General features: G+C 59.7%; 9 protein-coding genes. 1 reads left to right on the forward strand and 8 read right to left on the reverse strand.

Annotated features, from left to right (window positions below):
- The first annotated feature begins 87 nt into the window (after window positions 1-87).
- Window positions 88-2,259: a tetratricopeptide repeat protein gene (locus tag Enr8_RS18390; RefSeq protein WP_146434271.1), complete on the forward strand. Its 2,172-nt coding sequence runs from the start codon at window positions 88-90 to the stop codon at window positions 2,257-2,259.
- A gap of 171 nt (window positions 2,260-2,430) precedes the next feature.
- On the opposite strand, the gene Enr8_RS18395 is transcribed toward Enr8_RS18390, so the two are convergent.
- The 8 genes from Enr8_RS18395 to Enr8_RS18430 all read right to left on the reverse strand — a co-directional run bounded on the left by Enr8_RS18395 (window position 2,431) and on the right by Enr8_RS18430 (window position 18,546).
- Window positions 2,431-4,146, reverse strand: a complete 1,716-nt coding sequence (locus Enr8_RS18395; RefSeq protein ID WP_146434273.1) for a DUF4340 domain-containing protein — start codon at window positions 4,144-4,146, stop codon at window positions 2,431-2,433.
- Between the two features lie 85 nt (window positions 4,147-4,231).
- Complete coding sequence (locus Enr8_RS18400) at window positions 4,232-7,138, reverse strand: Gldg family protein (protein ID WP_146434275.1); 2,907 nt, start codon at window positions 7,136-7,138, stop codon at window positions 4,232-4,234.
- A gap of 66 nt (window positions 7,139-7,204) precedes the next feature.
- Complete coding sequence (locus Enr8_RS18405) at window positions 7,205-7,963, reverse strand: ABC transporter ATP-binding protein (protein ID WP_146434277.1); 759 nt, start codon at window positions 7,961-7,963, stop codon at window positions 7,205-7,207.
- Window positions 7,964-8,182: 219 nt separating this feature from the next.
- Complete coding sequence (gene nadB, locus Enr8_RS18410) at window positions 8,183-9,784, reverse strand: L-aspartate oxidase (protein WP_146434279.1); 1,602 nt, start codon at window positions 9,782-9,784, stop codon at window positions 8,183-8,185.
- Window positions 9,785-9,841: 57 nt separating this feature from the next.
- Window positions 9,842-13,663 (reverse strand): DUF4175 family protein, encoded by a 3,822-nt coding sequence (locus Enr8_RS18415; protein WP_146434281.1) that lies wholly within the window; start codon window positions 13,661-13,663, stop codon window positions 9,842-9,844.
- A gap of 403 nt (window positions 13,664-14,066) precedes the next feature.
- Window positions 14,067-15,485, reverse strand: a complete 1,419-nt coding sequence (locus Enr8_RS18420; RefSeq protein ID WP_186767734.1) for a leucine-rich repeat domain-containing protein — start codon at window positions 15,483-15,485, stop codon at window positions 14,067-14,069.
- Window positions 15,486-15,553: 68 nt separating this feature from the next.
- A complete protein-coding gene (locus tag Enr8_RS18425; RefSeq protein ID WP_146434285.1) occupies window positions 15,554-16,675 on the reverse strand; it encodes a leucine-rich repeat domain-containing protein in 1,122 nt (373 codons plus the stop codon).
- Between the two features lie 563 nt (window positions 16,676-17,238).
- Window positions 17,239-18,546, reverse strand: coding sequence for a beta-ketoacyl-[acyl-carrier-protein] synthase family protein (locus Enr8_RS18430; RefSeq protein WP_146434287.1), 1,308 nt, complete (start codon window positions 18,544-18,546; stop codon window positions 17,239-17,241).
- Between the last annotated feature and the right edge of the window lie 271 nt (window positions 18,547-18,817).

The following is an 18,817-nucleotide window of genomic DNA, read 5'->3' on the forward strand; positions in this document are numbered from 1 at the left end:
AATTGGTCGACTGCGGCTGGATGATCTAGAATAAAGGAGACGGGCAAGGCGCCCATTCTCCTTCGTTCGAATCAAACTGCAGTTGGCATGACACGTACGCTCTTACTTGGCTGGTCCCTGCTGGGAATCTGCTTTCCCGCACTCTCGGCCATCGCTCAAACGCTTCCCACCGAGCTTCCGCCGGTTCTCGAGCCGCGCCAAGAGCCCACCGAAGCGGACGCCAATCTCACGGCGACCGAAGCGCTGCTGATCGAAGGTCGGATGCTGCAGCAGCGCGACAAACTGTCCGCCGCTCAGCGCCGCTTTCAACGGGCACATCGTCTGGCGCCTGATTCTGAGGCGATTCTCCAAGCGATCGTCCAGGTCGCGTTCGCGCAAAAGCGGATGGAAGAAGGATCGCGTTACGCGCTCTTGCTGGTCGACTTGCAGGAAGACGCTTCGGCCGATTTCCTTTCGCTGATGGGCGCCTACGCCGTTGAGAATGGCGATCCCGCTCGCGGCGCCAAGCTCTACCAGCGAGCCGCCGCCGCTCTTGCCGAGCGAAAAGCGATCTCGCAACTGTTGGCGACCCGGCTGCGCCTGCTCGATCTCTACACCAAGCTGGACGATGCCGAGCGAGCCGCCGCCGAAGCGAACGCCATCGGCACACTGCTGAAAGAATACCAGGCGGAACTGCAGTCGATCTTGGCGGCCAACAACGGCCAAGGCGGAATGACCATCCATCGCGCACTCGGCGAAGCCTTCTTGGCCGGCGGCGACTACCAGGCGGCCGAAGCGCAGTTTCGCGCGGCGATCGGCGACGCCGAACCAGAGCAGCTTGACTTGCAACTGGCCCGTATCGACCTGGCGGCCAAGCGTCTCGACTCGGCCGAAGAGCGCGTGCAGCGAGTTATCGCCGCCGAGCGCGACGTGGCCGCCGGAGAACTCCCCTACCAATTGCTCCGCGACATCTGGATCCAGCAAGGCGCCGACGAAGCGGAAGTCGACAAGCGGCTGCTCGAAGAACTGACGCCCCGCTACGAAGCCCCTCGCGACGACTTCGCCCTCGCTTACTTTCTCGCCCAGTTGCAGCTGGAACAAGAGGAGTGGGAAGCGGCGATTGCGCTGATTCAGGCTCACCTCGAAAAGTCGCCCCGCCGCAGCGTCTATCCGATTCTGACCACCGCTTACTGGAAGACGCAAGACTGGGAGGCGCTGCTCGATACGCTAGGGGTCGTCGCCGAACGCAACCGCAATCTTTCTTCGTTGGCGCCCCAGCTCGAACCAATCGCCGCCGATGACGAAGCCGTTAGCGAGTTGATCGCTGCGGCGGAAAAGCGACGTAAGGCCGACTCGGGGCTGACCGTTCCGCAAGCGCTGGCGATCGCCCAGGTCCTTCACCTGCGCGAGCAAGCGGACGACGCGTTTGCCTGGCTCGAGATCGCCTCGCAGATCGATCCCGTCGCAACCGCTCCTTCGCTGATCGACTTCGGGCTCGCCTGGATGGTGGCCAAGCAGTATGACCTGGGGGAGAAAGCGCTGCGAACCGCCGCCGCGGCCAAGATGCCCAAGTCCGGCCGCGCCGCGACGTATGATTATCTAGCGGCGCTGTTAGCGATGGACGATCGCTACGACGAAGCTTTGTCGGCGGCTCGCCGAGCAATCGCCCTCGACTCGACCTCCGCCGCTTTGGCCAGTCGCGTCCCCTGGATCTTGTTTTACGCCGATCGCAAAGAAGAGGCCGATCGCAACTATCGTCGCCTGCTCGCCCAGTTCGACAACGAGCGCGCCGACGGTCCAACTCGCCAGGTGTTGCGACAAGCGCGGTTGATGCTGTCGTCGCTGGCCAAGAACGACCACGACCGCGAAGAATGGCTCGAGCAAATTCTGGACGAGTTTCCGGAAGATGTCGGTGCGAAGAATGACCTCGCCTACCTATGGGCCGACGCGGGCCGCAATCTCGGCCGGGCGGCGCGAATGCTGGAAGAGGCCGTCGCCGCCGAGCCCGACAACGCCGCCTTTCGCGATAGTCTCGGCTGGGCCTATTTTCGCCAAGGACGCTACGACCAGGCGATCGGCCAACTGCAACAATCGGTCGACTTGATCACTGAGCCTGACCCCGTTCTGCTCGATCACCTGGGAGACGCGCTCTCCGCCGCCGGGAGAACGCAGGAAGCGGTCGACGCCTGGCAGGAAGCGGTCACCCTGCTGACCGAAGAGGAAGACGCCGATCAGAAGGCGGCTCTGGAAGCCAAGATCGCCGCCGCGCCAAAGAAGTAGCGGCGATCTCTTGTAGATCGTGTAGGGTGGGTGGAGTAAGCGACAAGAGGTTCGCTATTCAAATGGGCGTCCCTCGCTTACGCGGGCCCACCTTGAAGCTTGCAAACGCCTTGTTGGGTTTCGCTCCGCTGCCCCCAACCTACGCCCGTTCGGGAAGCGAGCTTTCGTCGTCTACTCGTCGCCGTCCGACTTTGGCTCGGCCGGCGTTTCTTCGCTCGGCGTCTCGATCATGGGAGCTTCCGTCATCGGGGCGTCATCCGCCGGTTTCTCTTCGGTGGATGCGTCCGACTTCGGCGCTTCGGCGGCGGGCTTCTCGGGCGTCTCCATGGGCTTCGCATCTTCGGCGGGCTTGGCCTCTTCCGCGGCCGGCTTCGCTGCTGGCTGCATCGACTGCACCGGCGGTTGCTGCGTCACCGGCGGCTGAGCCGCTGGCGGTCGGCCTTGCAACATCAGCGGAATGCCCGTTCCGCCGGCGGCTGGTCTGGCCGGAGCGCCATTGGGAGAGTCAATCAACTGCTTCTGCGTCAGCATGATCTTCTTGTACTGCTCATTCGGAATGACGTAGTACCAGTCGGCGAATCGCGAGTTCATTTCAAACACCTTCCGCATCGCGGCGTTTTCTTTTTCGCGATAGGCGTCCAACTCGCGATCGTTGGCCAGCTTGATCGCGGCGATCTCTTCGGCCAGCTTCTTCACGTCGACGCCGTCACCTTCTTTCAGTTCCGGCACCGCGGTCATGTTGGGCGTGCCGAGCGCGGCCTTATCAAGTTCGACCTGGATCATCAGGAAGCGGCGGGTTCCGTCAGCGCCGCCATCCTGCTCTTTACCGAACAGCAAGCGATACTTCACCGCGTCTTTGGTGTGAATATTGACTTCGCCGCTGTCGCCGATCAGCCGCATTGGGTTGGTCCCGTACGGCAGAAAACCGTTCAGGATCAGCGTGTCGAGCCCTTCGTTGTTGAATTGCCCGTCGACCTTTAGGTTTTCGGCCAGTCCGGCCGGCTTCTTCACGACGTCAACCAGCTGCATTTCGTCCAGGGTCGTACGGGCGGTCGTCAGGGCGGTCTCATTCAGCTTTTCGCCGGGGCCCAGTTGGGCCGGTTCCAGACGTCCCCCGACCGGCAGCTTGTAGCTGCTCAGGGTCCACTTGTTGTCAATGTCGCTGTAGTCGACGACCGCTTCCATCTGATCGGCGCGATCGATCCGGGCATTGCCCGCGGCGCCTTGTAGCAGCGCGGCGCTGTAGTCGGCAAAGGTCATCTGCGCCACGTCAAACGGATTCAGCTCCAGCAGGTCGCTATCGATCCACTTCTTGAACTCGATCGGAAACGCTTCGGGATTGAGCTGCACGACATAGATGCGATCGCGACTTGGAATCCGCACATAGCGAATCGCCGGGCGAGCTTCGTCCTGCTTGCCGATGATCAATTCGGCCAACGGTTTGTTGTCAGAGTCGCTAATGAGCACCAACTCGCCGACGCCGCTGTCGGTGATCTCCAGCGTTTCGACGTCGGGCTTCACCAGCCCGAACTCGGCCAACTGACTCGGCAGCGCGTCAAAGGCGTCGATCACTTTCAAATCGATCAGCGCCGTCGCTGCAATTCGCACCTGCTCCGAAGCGTCGGCCGGATAGCCCCCTTCGGAGGTCACGACCCAGCCGGTCGGGCTCTCATCCAGCGTCAGGGTATTGAGCGTGACGATTTCGCTATCGTATTTGGTGATCGACAACGAGGCCGCCTGGTCGGGGTTGGTGAACTCCGGAAAAAGGGGCTTGCCGACTTCGTCTTCCGGGTTGCTCGGCGCGAGCACCGGACGCGAAGCGACCGCCCCGATCGTAAACAGCGTGGCGATACCCACAAAAATCGACGTTTTGACTAGTTCGTTCATCGCTTCGGACTCCCCAGACGGGACGATCGGCGGTTGTTGAATGGAAATATTTTGATGGCGAACCGGCGCGTGCGGCGCGGTTCGCTTATTTGACGATGCGGTCCTTCGACAGCCCTTCGCGTTCTTTGATGCGGCGGATGACGAAGACGATCAGGCCGACCAAGATCGGCGGGATCGGCGGCAGCACCACGGCGAACATCTTGAAGGTGTTCTGCGTTTTCAGGACCTGGCGATCGAGCTCACGCTGAATTCGCTGTTGGGTCTCTTGCAGTTCCTTGGTGATTCGCTCGGCTTCGACCTGCAGCTTTCGCTGTGCGACCGACTGCTGCTCTTGCACCCGCTTGGCCAGCTTGGTCAGTTCAATCTGGTCTTCGGCGGTCAACTGCTGCGTCGCTTGCTTTTGCTGCATCTTGGCCATCAAGTCTTCGAGCTCTTCAACCGGCTTGTTGATTTCGGCTTCTTTGGCTTCCTTTTCGGCCTCAAACCGCTGCTTGGCCGCTTCTTCTTCGCGGGTGCTCGCTTCGACGGCGTTCTTGGTCATCGTGTCGACCATCGTCAAACGAGCCAGACGCGGGTTCTTGCCGCGGATCGTGGTAAAGCGATCGTCGCCAGCCAGGTTGTCGAGCAGGTTCAAGACGAAATTCGTATTGTCTAGGCTCAGTTCGACCTGGTCGTTCTTTTCCGACTGCAGGCTGACGAACGCGCTGTGGAGCAAGTCGATGTCGGCGACCATCGCCACCCGAATCGGCGCCACATCGCCCGATCCTTCTTTCTTCTCTTTGGGATCGGCGAGCTTGTCGACTTCGCTGGCCGGGATCCCTTCAATCAGGGCCGCCAGCGTGTATTGCTCACCAGTTAGCACACGCCCGCCCCCTTGGTTATTCTGGCGCCGCAGCAGTCCGTCCAAGGTGACCGTGCCGGTCAACGTGCCGGTTCGCACCAGCGGGGTGAAGGTCATCGACTGCGGGAAGTCTTTGCTTCGCACCACGGCGCCCGGCAAGACGAACAACACTTCGTTGAGGTTCTGCGTAATGTCGATGTCGGAGTTCAGCGTCGCCAGCGCATCCTCAGCGCCGGGTGCGTACTTATCGACGAAGACCCACTCCGGCGTAATCTGACCGCCGCCAATTCGCAGCTTCGGATGCGGGTTGTAGTTCTGCGAGATGACATCGGCGTTAAAGTACTGGTCGGTGATCAACTGCGAACCGCTGAGCGTCACTCCGAGCAATTTCCAGAGCTGGCGGATGTCGCCCTTGGGAGGCGGAGCTTGCTGCCGCCCAAACATCCCGCTGCCTAGTGGCGCTTTCGGTTGATAAATCGGCGGAGCCTGGTTCATGGCCAACGGCACCGGGTCGTCGAAGATCGCAGTCGGCACGCCTGCTTTGACCGCCGTAATCAAGTTGTCGAGTTGCGGCTGCGTCAAGCTGGAAGGCTGCACGGCGACCAGCACGTCAAACTTGGTCGGATCAATCTCTTCGTTCGGATCGACTTCTTCAACGTCGTATTGCTTTTCGAGCTCGTCGACGATTCGCTGTTTCGGCACGTTCTGGAAACCGCCGAACGGATTGTTCGGGTCGGGGCGAACGCCGCCAAAGAGCATCGCGTCGGTCGTTAGCACGCCGATTCGCTTCCGCTGTTGATCGGTCACAGTGCTGATCGAACGGACCAGCTCGTACTCGACCGGCACGCGGTTACCGAAGAACGGAATAACGACCTTCTCCAAACCGCGCTGGACGGCGGCGCCCAGGATGATCTCTTTGGTCTGCATGATGCCGCGGGTTTCGCCCATCACCGGCACCGGCATGATGCCATATTGATCGCGGGCCTTTTCGGCCAATTCGCTGAACGGCTCCAGGTCGTTGTAGATGAAGACGTCCATCTTGGCGCCGCTGGCGCCACGGAACTCGTTCAGGTAGTTGATCAGGTCGCTCTTGGTTTCGGCGTACGATTCGGGGACGTCGGCGCTGATGAACGCTTCGATCCGGACCGGCTCGTCCGACTCCAGGTTGCGGATCAGCTTCATCGTCTGCGGCGAAATCGAGCTGGTCTTGCCGGCGGTCGCATCCCACCGCTGATCGTGCAGCACGAAGAACAACGTCGCCGAACTGGCGATCACCACCAGCGAGATCGTCCGCAGCAGATAGTGCCCCAGCAGCGACTCGCCGTCTTTGCCCCCCATCCAGTGACGCCGCCCGATCAGCACCATGCTGAGATAGACGCCAAAGACGGTCAGCATGATGAAGTAGATTAGCGACGACAAACTGACGACGCCGCGGCCGAAGTCGTCAAACTGCCGACCGATGCTCGCCTGGCTGAAGAACTGAATCCAACCGGCGCCGGTCACAAAGGCGTCGGCATATTGCAGCATCACAAACGGGGCGTTGATCAACACGCCCATCACAAAGCCAAGCGTCAGGTTGTTGGTCAAAAACGAGGCCACCATACCCAGCGAGATCATCGCCAGGCCGATAAACCAGTAGCCGATGTAGGTCGTCAGAAACAACCCGATATCCATGTCTCCTTCCGACAGCGCGTTGAGGACCAGGAAGTTGCAAAACTGCGAGAAGAGGAGCGACACGCTATAGACCGCGACCGCCGCCAGGTACTTGCCCATGACGATGTCAAAGTCGGTCGCCGGCAACGTCAGCAGCAATTCGTCGGTCCCTTGTCGGCGTTCGTCGGCCCACAGTCCCATCGTGATCGCCGGGACGAAGATCAACATGATCAGCCCGATGTTTTGATTCAGCTGGGCCAGGTTCGCCAGGTTGGCGTTGAAGAACTCGTGCGGCCAAAACGCCGCCATCGACGTCAACAACACGAAGATCGCCAGAAAGACGTAGCCGGTCGGGTTGCTGAAATACGATTTGAAGTTCCGCTTCATCACCGCGTAAGCCGCTTGCTTGACGAGCAGCAGCGGAATCATCGCGATGAAAAAGGCGCCCGCGAAGATCAGGTCGAAGCAGACCAGCGTAATTGCGTTTATCCAAGCCATGATTGCGTCAATGCGTTGGGGAAAGTCGGAGCTTTGCCAGGTGGATGTGCGGTTGCGATCAGGAGACTAGCCGTTGACGGTGGTGAGAGCGTTCACCCCTTTGGTCATGCGATAGAAGGCGTCGTCGAGCGACTCGCCCGGCTCCTTCATCGCGTCGATGGCGCCGTCGTAGATCAAACGTCCTTCGTTGATCACGATCGCCCGCGTCGCCAAGGCGTCGACCTCCTGAAAAATATGGGTCGACAGCAAAATCGTCTTCGACTCGCCCAAGCGGCGAATCATGTCACGCACGCCGCGGATCTGGTTGGGGTCGAGTCCCGAAGTCGGCTCGTCCAGAATCAAGACTTCCGGCTCATGCAAGATCGCCTGAGCCATGCCGACCCGCTGCTTGTAACCTTTCGATAACTTGCTGATCGGCTTGTGCAGCACGGTGTGCAAGTTACAGAGATCGACGACCGCATCGATCCGTTCTTTCCGCTGGGCCGGGTTCAAGCCGCGGGCTTCGCCGAAGAACATCAACAGGCTATGCGGCGTGGCGTCCGGATAGAGCGGGCCATTTTCGGGCAGATAGCCGAGCATCGCCGAGCCCTTCAAGCGATCGGTCATCATGTTATGACCGGCGATCTTGGCGACGCCCTCGCTAGGCGAGAGATACCCAGTCAGCAGTTTCATGGTGGTGCTCTTGCCGGCGCCATTGGGGCCGAGAAACGCCACCACTTCGCCGCGATGCACCTGGAAAGAAACGTCGCGTGAGGCGGCGAAAATTCCATAGAACTTCGAGAGGCGGTCCGCCTCGATCATCGGGGTTCCGCTCGATTCTGCCATAGCTTGCCAACCGTCGTTCGTGAATCGATGAAGAATAGGGGAGGATTAGGTTCGCCATTTCTGAGGCGCGGTTCCCAATAATTTGTGGAACAACACCTGCTTAAACGGCGTAGTTTAATTCAAATCGGCGTTTGCTAAAACTCCAGCACCCCAGGTATGCGCCAAGGTTTAACCGGATGAAGCGAAAAGAAATTCAGTGATCAGGGAAGGGGAGGGGGGTCAGGTGATAGGGTAGGCCAGATGGCGATTCCAATGCACATCATCGGTCTGCGGATAATCCATACGGAGATGGACGCCGCGCGATTCGCGCCGGGCTAGCGCCGATTGCGCAATCGCGCGGGCCACGACCAACATATTCTGCAATTCCCAGCCCGCGGGATGGTCAAATTGATGGAGCGAAACGTACCCGCTCCACAGGTCGATCATTTCGACCGCTTCGGCCAGCCCGGTCTCGTCGCGGCGGACGCCCGCCGATCGCCACATCAAGCTGGTGAGCGAATTGCGGATATCTTCCAAATCGAGCGGCTCGCTTAGCGGTAACCGCGGATTTTCCAGGTTCAGCGCAGTAAACCTATCCGGCATCTCCAGCGCTCGATTCGAGGCGCCGCGGCCGCTCCTTTTCCCATATACGAGCCCTTCGAGCAAACTGTTCGACGCTAAACGATTGGCGCCGTGCAATCCGCTGGAGGTCACCTCGCCGGCCGCCCACAGCCCGGGCAGCGTGGTCCGCCCGTCAACGTCGACCGTCAGCCCACCAATCATGTAATGCGCGCCGGGGCGGACCGGAACCCGATCTTTGGTGATATCAATCCCAAACTTGGCGCAAGCCTGGGCGATGCCGGGGAACCGCTTTTGCACAAAACCCGCGTCGAGATGGCTGAGGCTGAGAAAAACGCAAGGCGACTTGGTCCGCTCCATCTGCGAGACGATCGCCTGCGAGACGACGTCGCGCGGCGCCAATTCGCCCCGCAGATCGTAGTCGGCCATAAAGCGATTGCCGCTGCGGTCGACCAGATAGGCGCCTTCGCCCCGGATCGCCTCGGTAATCAAACTGCGGCCGCTGCCCGCGATGTACAGGACCGTCGGATGGAACTGCATGAACTCCATGTCGCGCAGCTGAGCGCCGGCCCGGATCGCCAGCGCCAGTCCGTCGCCGGTGGCGACCTTCGGATTGGTCGACTCGCGATAGATCTGCCCGACGCCGCCGGTCGCCAAGATGGTTTGCTTGGCCCAGATCAAGGTACGGCCATGTTTTTGGTCGGACGCCAGCGCCCCGCGGCACTCTCCCTCGTGCGTAATCAAATCGAGCGTGAACTCGTTTTGCCAGATCTGGATGTTCTCGCGGCTGCGGGCTCGCTCGACCACAGCGCGGATCACCTCGCGACCGGTCGAGTCGCCCAGTGCGTGGACGATTCGTGAGCGACCATGACCACCTTCGCGCCCCAGGGCCAGCTGGCCATCTTCCTCATCAAAGGCGGTCCCCCACTCGATCAATTCTCGGATGCAGGCCGGTCCTTCTCGGACCACCATATCGACCACGGCCGGATCACAAAGCGAACCGCCGGCGGTGATGGTGTCGGCGGCGTGATCTTCGTAGCGATCTTCGTCATCCAGCACGCCGGCGATGCCCCCTTGGGCGTAGGTGCTGTTCGACTCTAGGACCTTGTCCTTGGTGACGATCAGCACCGAAAGCGACGGATCAACTTCGAGCGCCGCACGCAGGCCGGCGATACCCCCCCCCAGCACCAGGACGTCGGTGAAGTAATGAGAGACCCGCTTCGGATGAAACGGCACAAGGTAGCGAGGCGTCGTTGTCGTCATGCAGCTCCGCCGCACACGCCAAATAACGTGCCGGCAGGGTTGATCAGGGTGAGGAAATTAGCGAGGCGCCTGTTTGGCGGAGCCTTTGAGGTAAGCCTTGTATTGTTCCAGAAATGCGGCCGGCGGTCGCGACCGGTTGACATCGGCGGCGCCCCCTTGTTGGGCGGCGCTCGAATCGGCTCGGCGGACGCGATCTTGCCCCGGCGTCAAACCAAGGCTGCGAAGCGCTTCGTCCATCTCTTGCTTGGCGTCGCTTCCTTCGGGCGCCGTCTCGGCCGCTTGCTTCATCGTTTTCCACCGCTGCATGAAGTCGCGGAATTGCTCCTTCGTCCAGCCGAGGTTGTCGAGCAGCTCTTGGTCCGGCTCTTTCTGATCATGCTCCAGCTTATCGAGCACCATATCGGTCGCACGGCGGGCATAATCCAGGTTCGCCTGGTCGCCGCCGTGCTCAGGACCGCCGGCGTCGGGCGAAGCGTTTTGTTGACTCGGCAGACCACCGCCCCCGGTCGGATTGCCTTCGCCGTACTGGTTCGACTCGCCGCTACTCTCCGGCTTTTCCCCGGTTTGGTCCTTCGGCTCGCCCGGCTTGCCGCCGCCTGACTCGTCGCCGCCCCCTTTGCTGTCGCGACCGCTACCTTCTCCCATTTCTTCGCCGGGGGCGCCGGTCTGGCGATCGGTCTTTTGTTGATCGCCCGCCCTGGTACCGGTTTCGCCATCGCCGCGCTGCTCGGAAGCGGACGCCCCTTTGTCGGCGGCGCTGGTTTCGCCCGGCGAGTCATGACCATGTTGCTTGGCCGATTGTCCACCGCCAGCATCACCGCCGCCTGAGCGATCGCCGTCGCCATCGCCGGAACTGTCGCTTTGCTTCTTGGAGTCTTCGCCGACTGCGCTCTTGGGACCTTTGTTACCGGGCTCTTCGCCACCTTCCGGTTTGCCCTTCTTCATCGTTGGCGAGTTTTCGACTTCGTTGGGGGACGAGGGACTTCCCTGGTCCTCTTCAGCGCCAGGATTGCCGGCGCCCGACGGGCCGGCGTCGCCGTTGCCATTGTCGTTTTTGCGTTCTTCCCCCTTGGGATCAAACTTTTCTTCGGTCTCGGCGTGGCCACCCTTCTTGGAGTCGCCGCCAGCTTCGTCCCCTTGTTGATCTTTGTTGTCGCCATCCCCTTGCTCGCGACCAGTCTGCTGGTCTTCGGCCGGAGAGCCTTCCGACTTGCCGCCGCCGCTTTGGCGCGAATTGTCAGCGGTCGAATCGGGGCCAGACTCGGTTCCGTTAGGCTCGCCCCCTTCCTGCGGCGTGCGATTCTCCATCGCTTCGTGCTGACGATCTTGCTGATCGGCCTGACCAGGCTGCGAGGCCCCACCATCCGCCTTTTCGCCGGGCAGCGTGCTCTCTTGCTCGCCGCTCTTTTGACCGCCCCCTTCTTGATCTTTCTTTTCTAGGTATTCCTTGATCCGCTCAAACGCGTCGCCATCTTCGGCGCCTTCGGCCGAGAGCGGTTTCGGCTGGACCTGCTGGTTCGGATCTTGGGCGCCTTGGTTCTGCTGCGAACCGGAAGCTCCTCCTTCTTGATTCGGGTCGCCGGTTTGCTGCTGCGAGCCGCGCTGTTGATTCTGATCGCCGCCCGCCTTCTGCTGCTGGCCGCCGCCGATTTGATCTTGACCGCCTGGCTGCTGCTGACCGTTTGGCTTTCCTTCGCCGCCACCTTCCTGTTGCTGCTGCATGCCGTTCTGCTGACCGCCACCAGACTGATTCTGCTGGCCGCCTGCTTGTGGCTGACCGCCCGGCTGGTTTTGGTCTCCTTGCTGCATCCCTTCTTGCTGGCCTTGGTCGCCGCCGGGTTGCTGCTGTCCGCCAGGTTGGTTCTGATCACCGCCACCTTCTTGTTGCTGTTGGCCACCTTCCTGGTTCTGCTGACCGCCTTCTTGCTCTTGGCCGCCTTGCTGCTCGCCGCCTTGTTGGTTCTTGTCGCCACCTTGCTGTTGTTTGCCGCCTTCCTGCTGCTGGTCGCCGCCTTCTTGGTTCTGATCCCCTTCCTGACCTTTGTCTCCTCCTTGCTGCTTGTCGCCTCCTTGATTCCCATCCTCAGGCTGATCGCCGCCATTTTGGCCGCCATCTTTCATCGGATCTCCTTCCTGCCCACCTTCCTGGCCAGGCTGGTCTTCTTGCTGTCCACCATCGGGGTTCTTTGGGGGAATCTGCTTTTCGGCGCCTTTCTCCGGCGCGGTGATTTCGATCGTCAGCGAGCGAGAAAGAGCCACGTTCGGCGTCCAACGGCCGGTGGCGTCGGTACGGTTATCTTCGACCAACGCGTAGACGACCACCTGATCGCCTTCTTTCAGATCACGTTCACTAGGAACAAAGCGGAAGGTCTCCAGCACATTGCCGGTGGTCGATTGCTTTAACAGCGGAGCGCGGAACTTTTCCTTGCCGCCAATCTCGCCGATCACCGTCAGTTGCCGCACGGCGTAGTCAGGATCGATCGCGCGATACTCCATCGCCGCGCCGCCATTGGCCGGCACTTGAATCTTTTCGGTGGTTGGACGCAGCAGTTCGACCTCCGGCGTTAGATCGCGGATCACCTCGATCGGGTAAGCGACCGGATAGGGGTTCAGATCTCCTTCGGTCGTCTTGAACCGCAATTGATAGCGGCGATGCTTCGGCGTGGTATCGAACTTATTCGGATCGTCCGCGGCTGGTTGCCGGAGCAGTTCGATCACGAACGTGCCGATCGCGCTGGTTGGATCTTCGCTGTTGACCGTCATCTTGGTGCGGGCAATCTTCGCGTATTCGCCGGCGTCAGGATCGAACTCGATGAACGCCTCGTCCATCGGCATGTTCGAGACCGCTTTGACCGTCACCCGGGTTCCTTCAAGCGCCTTGATCGCGCCGTCGCGCGACTGCGTCACCGGGGCGTCGCCGGTGTAAGCGGGGTAGTCGTAGCGCACGTCAACCACTTCGATCGACGGCGCGGGAGCGGCCGTAATGTTGTAGTCGCGGGTCTTGGCGTCGCCAGCCTTGATGTAATAAGCCAAATCGTGCTGAATCCCTTTGCCTTCGGGCGCGATCACGCCTTGGAAGTAGAGCCCGCTCTCGTCGGGCTGCAGCGAGACCAGCTGGTCGACGATGCGGCGATCGGCAGACGAGTAGTAGAGCTTGACCTTCTCGTCATCGTCGATATTGTAAACCTTCACCGCGACGTCGACCGTCTGACCTTGGTAAATCTTCGTATCGCCCGGCAAGACCTCGACAATGTCGACCCGCGACGGACGTGCGATATCGGCCCATGGCGAAATCACCCGCTGCACGGTTGCGATCGGATCTTTCGGCGAGGCGATCTTGTAAACGACGAACGCCAGCGCCAGTGCGGCGAAGACATAGCCGATGCGAATCGCCTTCGAGAAGTCGACCGTCGTTTCGGTCGCGTATTGTTTTAAGTCGGACGCCGCCCGCTGCTGCACCGTATCGAGCACGGCGCGATGGATCGGCGTCGCTTCCTGTTTTAGAAACAACAGGTTGATCAAACCGTTCTTCAGCGCCGGTTGCCCTTGCTCGATCATCCGCGCGGCATAGACCGGGCTGATCGTGCGCCACAGCAGCGGCAAAATGGTCGACCAGACAAAGTAGCCAGCGCTTCCCAGAAAGACGGCCAGCGCAAGCAGACGCAGCGGGAAACTGAGATCGAGCACCCAGTGATCGATCACCGCCAACATCAGCAGGAAGGCGATCGTGCCGGCCGCGAATAACATGCAGGCCGCCGCCAGTTCCGCGATTTTCAACTGCCAACGGGTCTTACGCAGTTTCTTCTGAATCAGGCCATCATCGTTGATCTGACCCGACGCCGATTCGGTCTTGGAGGAGTCGCTGGTATCAGTCGCCATGGCATCCCAGGGGAAGAGCGGTAACGTGTTGCGATACCGTGTTTTATATCGCGCAGACGCCAAAACGTCAGCTAAAAAGCGGAGTCGCTCTTCTATTATAGACGCCTCCCACGACTCGGAGGTTTTTAAGGCGAACTATTCCCCTCAAAACCCATCGATTCACCGCCTAGCAGTCCGTTGATTTTCTCGACGGACTGCGTGATCGCACGGATGCGATCCCAAAATAGCGACGTAAGTCGTTATTTTGGCAGCCGCAAAGAGCTACGCTCTGAGCCTGGCGAGGTCGAAAAATGCCACGATGGCATTTTTCAACAACAAACAGCTAGGTCAAGAAACAAAAACGGGAAGCTGGACAGCTTCCCGTTGGACCGGATGTAGCGATTTGGGGAACCCGCCGCAGGGACTAGGCGCTCGGGCGGAAGTTGCGAGCCTTGGCCAGCGCTTCGTGCAGTTTGATCTGCTCTTCGTTGGTCAGCTTGGTCTCTTCGACGTAGATCTCTTCGATGTGGTACAGCTGCTTCAGATAGGGCAGGTCAGCCGTACCAATGGGCGTGTTCATCAATACGATCCCGCGAAGCTTCGGCAGCTTTCGCAGTTCCAACAGATGCTTTCCCTGCACATTCGACTGGCTCAGATCGATCCATTCCAGGTTCTTCAACTTGGCGATATCCAGAAAAGCCTGACCGTCTAACTGCGTGCCATGCAAATGCAACTCGCGCAGCGACTGCAATTGGGCAAAGTGCTTGGCTCCGGTCGAACTGATCGCGGTATCACTAAGAGTCAACGTCTCCAGCTTCGGCAACTGCGACAGGTTCGCCAGACCGGCGTCAGTCACCTTGGTGCCGGTCAGGTCGAGTTCGCGGAGATTGGGGAAGTCGCGAATGGTCGAAAGGAACTGATCCCCGACGCCGGTACCGCCCACGTTCAGCTTGACGATCTTTTGCTGCGGCTGGGGCAACGGGCACGACTGGTCGGGGAGCGCCGACTGGGCGACCGACAGCTCCACTAGGTTCGGCAAGCCGGTCAACCGCCGGAAATCGGTCGTCGTCAACTCTCCGGTTGGGCAGGAGAGCTGCAACTGACGAAGCGTCGGAACGGCGCAGACCTCGCTGACCAGGGCTTCGCTGGCGGCGCCCCCGTCAATGGCCAGCGTCTTCAGCTCTGGGAACGAACGTTGATCCAATCCCCAGGGTAGTTCCAATTGGCTGTTGCGAATGTTGAATTGATTCAGCTTTGGCAGACCGCGGAGGCCGCCGATCACCGCCGTATTCACAACTAGATCGGTGAATTCGACCTGCTCCAACTTGCGGAGCTCTTCCAGGCCAAAAAAGCTATCGGGCGACGCCTCGGTCTTGGCGATCAGCAGCGCTTTGAGCGGACTGAGCGTCGTGACAGCGCGAATTCCTTTGTCATCGAAACTTTCGTGCAGTTGCAATTCGGTCAGCTGATGCATTTGCGCCAGCACGTCGCCGACCTCATCCCCAAACTCGGTTTGATGGAGCGACAACAGCTTGACGTCGGGCAGTTGCAGCAGCAACTTCCATTGTTCGGGCTTCAGCTTGTTGCCTTCGACCCGGACGCAGGCATACTCGTGCCACTGAAAGAGTTCATTTCGTAAAGAACCGGCGTAACCGAAAGTGCAACCTGCTTGCTCAAGCTCAGCGACGACCGCTTCGGTCAAAAGAAAGTCATCGTTGACGACTTGCGGAACCGCGATCCCACGATTAGGCGTACCGGGAATTGGCGCGGGCTGAGCCCACGCAGTAGCGAGCGTAATCAGCGGTAAGAATAATGAAGCGATGCAATAACGTTGCGAAATCATGTTGAACCTCCTGCTCAAGAGGACGCCGCCATCGCGCGTGGCATGCCTCGGCGTCGCTCTCATTATCCCTAATCTTTGAATTTTGGCGACTTCAATTTCGCCTCGTCCGCTTCTTTCGGCTCAATAAAATTGATCGAAGCGCTGATGATCAGCTGCGGCCATTGCTTTTGCAGCGAGCGCAACCCTGCTTTGGTCACTGCGGTGTTCCGCACGTTCAGCGTGTTAAGTCGTTTCATCTGACTCAGTTTTTTCAAACCGTCGTCGGTGACCTTGGTATGGGAGAGGTTCAGATTGGTGAGCAGCGGCATCGCGGTCAGCGCGTCGAGGTCGCCATCGCTGACCGTCGAATTCGCCAACTCCAAACGATGTAGATTTCGCAAACTCCCGATCGACCCTAAGCCGCCTTGGATCACACTGTCGTTCATCGTCAGGAATTGCAGTTGCTGCAGTTGGGCGAGCGGCTCTAGCTGCTCGGCCTTGGTGCGCACGTTGCGTAGATTGAGACTGCGCAGATGAGTCAGCTTGCCGATCTCGGCGAAACCGGCGCCATCGACGCTCTTCACGCTGAGGAACAGCAACTCAAGGTGCGGCAATTGGCCAAGTCCCGCCAGGTCGCTCGACTTGAGCTTGTTCGACGTTAGGGTCAAACTGGTCAGGCTGCGAATGTTTGACAGGTACTGAAAACAATCGCCGTCGAAGCTGGCGCTTTGGATCGTCAGGTTTTCGAGATAACGCAGCTCTTCCAAATACCACAAACCGGTGTTGGTCAGGTTTTGACCATCCAAGAGTAAGGTTCGCAGGTTGGGCAACTGCGCAATTAGCCGCATGTCGTCGTCGGTCGGCTGTGTATGCAGGTAGAGATATCCCAGCTCGCGCAGCTGCATGATCGCTTCCCAGGAAGCTTCGTTCAGCTGGAAGTTGCGGCCGAGCCAGAGACGCTCGACATGGGGCAGCTTCACCAAGTAACGCAGATTTTCCTCGGTCGCCGGGGCGTCGACGAAATTGACGCTGAACAGAATCTGCCCTTCAGCGTTTTCGTAATAGTTGACGCTGGCGCCGCTCTTGCGCAAGCCTTCGGTCGCTTCCAAAATCGCCGGCGCTAGATCGGCGTCGTCGGCTCTCGCTCCCCAAACGGCGAGCAACAGCAGCAGCACTCCGCCCGCTGCACGTAACGACCGCAAAACCACCATGCTTCTACTTCCGAATAAATGCAGAATCCATTCCAAGCTATGCGTTACCAGACCAGATTTCGCTGATGGCGTCAAACTTAAGCGAATCACTGACCTTTTAGGATCCTTCCGATTCTACCCGCAACCGAGTCGGCGGAATCGCAAGAATTGATCCTCTCGTCCGGGAAAGCGTAAAGTCGCTACCCGCCAAGAGAAAACCTACGTCACAATTTGCCCACAGATGGTCCGCCCCATGGCGAGCCGACGAACATTTAGCTGCCTGTTGAAAAATGCCCTCGTGGCATTTTCCAACCTCGCCAGACTCAGAGCATAGCTCCTCGCGGCTCGCAAAATAACGACTTACGTCGCTATTTTGGGATCACATCGCTGCGATCACGCAGTCCGTCGAGAAAATCAACAGACTGTTAGAGCGGTTTTCCTCCATCTGTATCGTTCTGGCTGGTTGCGGCCGGGCTGGTCGGCGTTGACCCGCATCGACGAATTTTGAGGATTTGCCTGCTTCGGTCGCCTTGACCAGCTTGCCTCACTAACGCCAGAAACGCTAGAGCTATCAGAAAAACGCTCTAGACGCTTGCGATGACGACGGCGGCCTGACCTTGCGGAGTCACGTTCAGATTGAGAACCGGTCCACTCGACGCGGCGATCGTTTCCCGGACCAGGTTGACCGGACATTCGGGATCGGGCGTTTCGTAATTCAGAATGGGGAAGAACTGCTTCTTGTCCATCGCCATCAGACTGGCGATCAACTCAACCACGCCCCCCGCGGCGCCAAGGTTGCCAACGTTGCTCTTTACGGCGACTACCGGCGGTTGCTTTTCGACATCGCCAAAGACGTCAACGATCGCCGCCGCTTCCTGCTGATCGCTGTCGGGCGTCGCCAATCCGTGGGCGTTGATATGACCGATGTCGGCTGCGGACAGTTGCGCTTCGTTCAAGGCGAAGCGGATCGCATTGACCAATGCCAGGCGACGATTCGACGCGCCGCTGCGGTCGATGACGGTCGACATCCCTTGTCCCAGGATCTCGGCCAGCGGCTTCGCCCCGCGGGCTTCGGCGTGCTCGGCGGTTTCCAGAACCATCGCGCCCGCGCCTTCGCCCAGGATCATGCCATTGCGGTTCTTATCGAACGGACGGCAAAGACCGGCCGATTCGCCCGAGGCGATTTGTTCCTGCAAAACCGTGTGCACCGAACGCATTTCATGCACCCGGGTACCGGTTGCGCCCGTCACGATCACGTCGGCGTGGCCGCGGAGGATCGTCATAAACGACTCGCCGATCGCGGCGTTGGACGACGCTTCGCGAAGCGTGAGCGAATTGTTGGGGCCCCTCATATCATTGAAGATCGCGATATGGCTGGCCGGCATATTCGGCAGGTATTTGAGCAACCAGAGCGGGTTGATCTCGGGCATGCCTTGCGTGGCCCAGTGATCGAAGTTGTGCGCTGCGAGTTCGGCCTCGCACTTCATGACCCCCTTCGCGTACTCTTCGGGCAAGGTCATCATGTAGTCAGAGCCGTAGACGACGCCGGTCCGCTCGGGATCAAACTTCCCGCTGGTGAGATCGGCATGATGCAGCGCCAACTGGGCCGCAGCGACCCCCATCTGGATCTCGCGGCACATCACTTTCAGATTCTTACGAATCGATCGCTGCTGATTCTTGTCGAGCGGCCCAAATTCGCCAATGTCGCCGGCAAAGGCGGTCGCTTCTGCGCCATAAGAAGTCGGCAAAGCGTCCGTAGGCAAACTTTGCAGCAAAGCGACGCCGTTTTGCGCAGCGGCGACTCCATCCCAGAACGCTTCGATCGTATTGCCGAAGGGGGTGATGCAGCCGTATCCGGTGACAACGACGCGGCGATTTCCGACTTCCGCCATATCTCAACTTCTCAACAAGTCGGTCGCATGGGGAAAACGCTCCCTGGCGACCTGACTGACGCAGGATGCAAACCGTGTACTAACTTAGGGTTCTGTATTCTAAGCAGCCGCCCTGGGCGTGTCGACGGGATACGGATTTCCTGGGCGAAAACTCGGCGGTTTTGGCCGTTAGAGCGTTTTTCTGATAGCTGTAGCGTTTCTGGCGTTGGTGAGGCAAGCTGGTCAAGGCGACCGAAGCAGGCGAATCCTCAAGATTGGTCGATGCAGGTCA

Origin of the sequence: Blastopirellula retiformator (assembly GCF_007859755.1) — a bacterium.
In the GTDB taxonomy this organism is placed as follows: Bacteria; Planctomycetota; Planctomycetia; order Pirellulales; family Pirellulaceae; genus Blastopirellula; species Blastopirellula retiformator.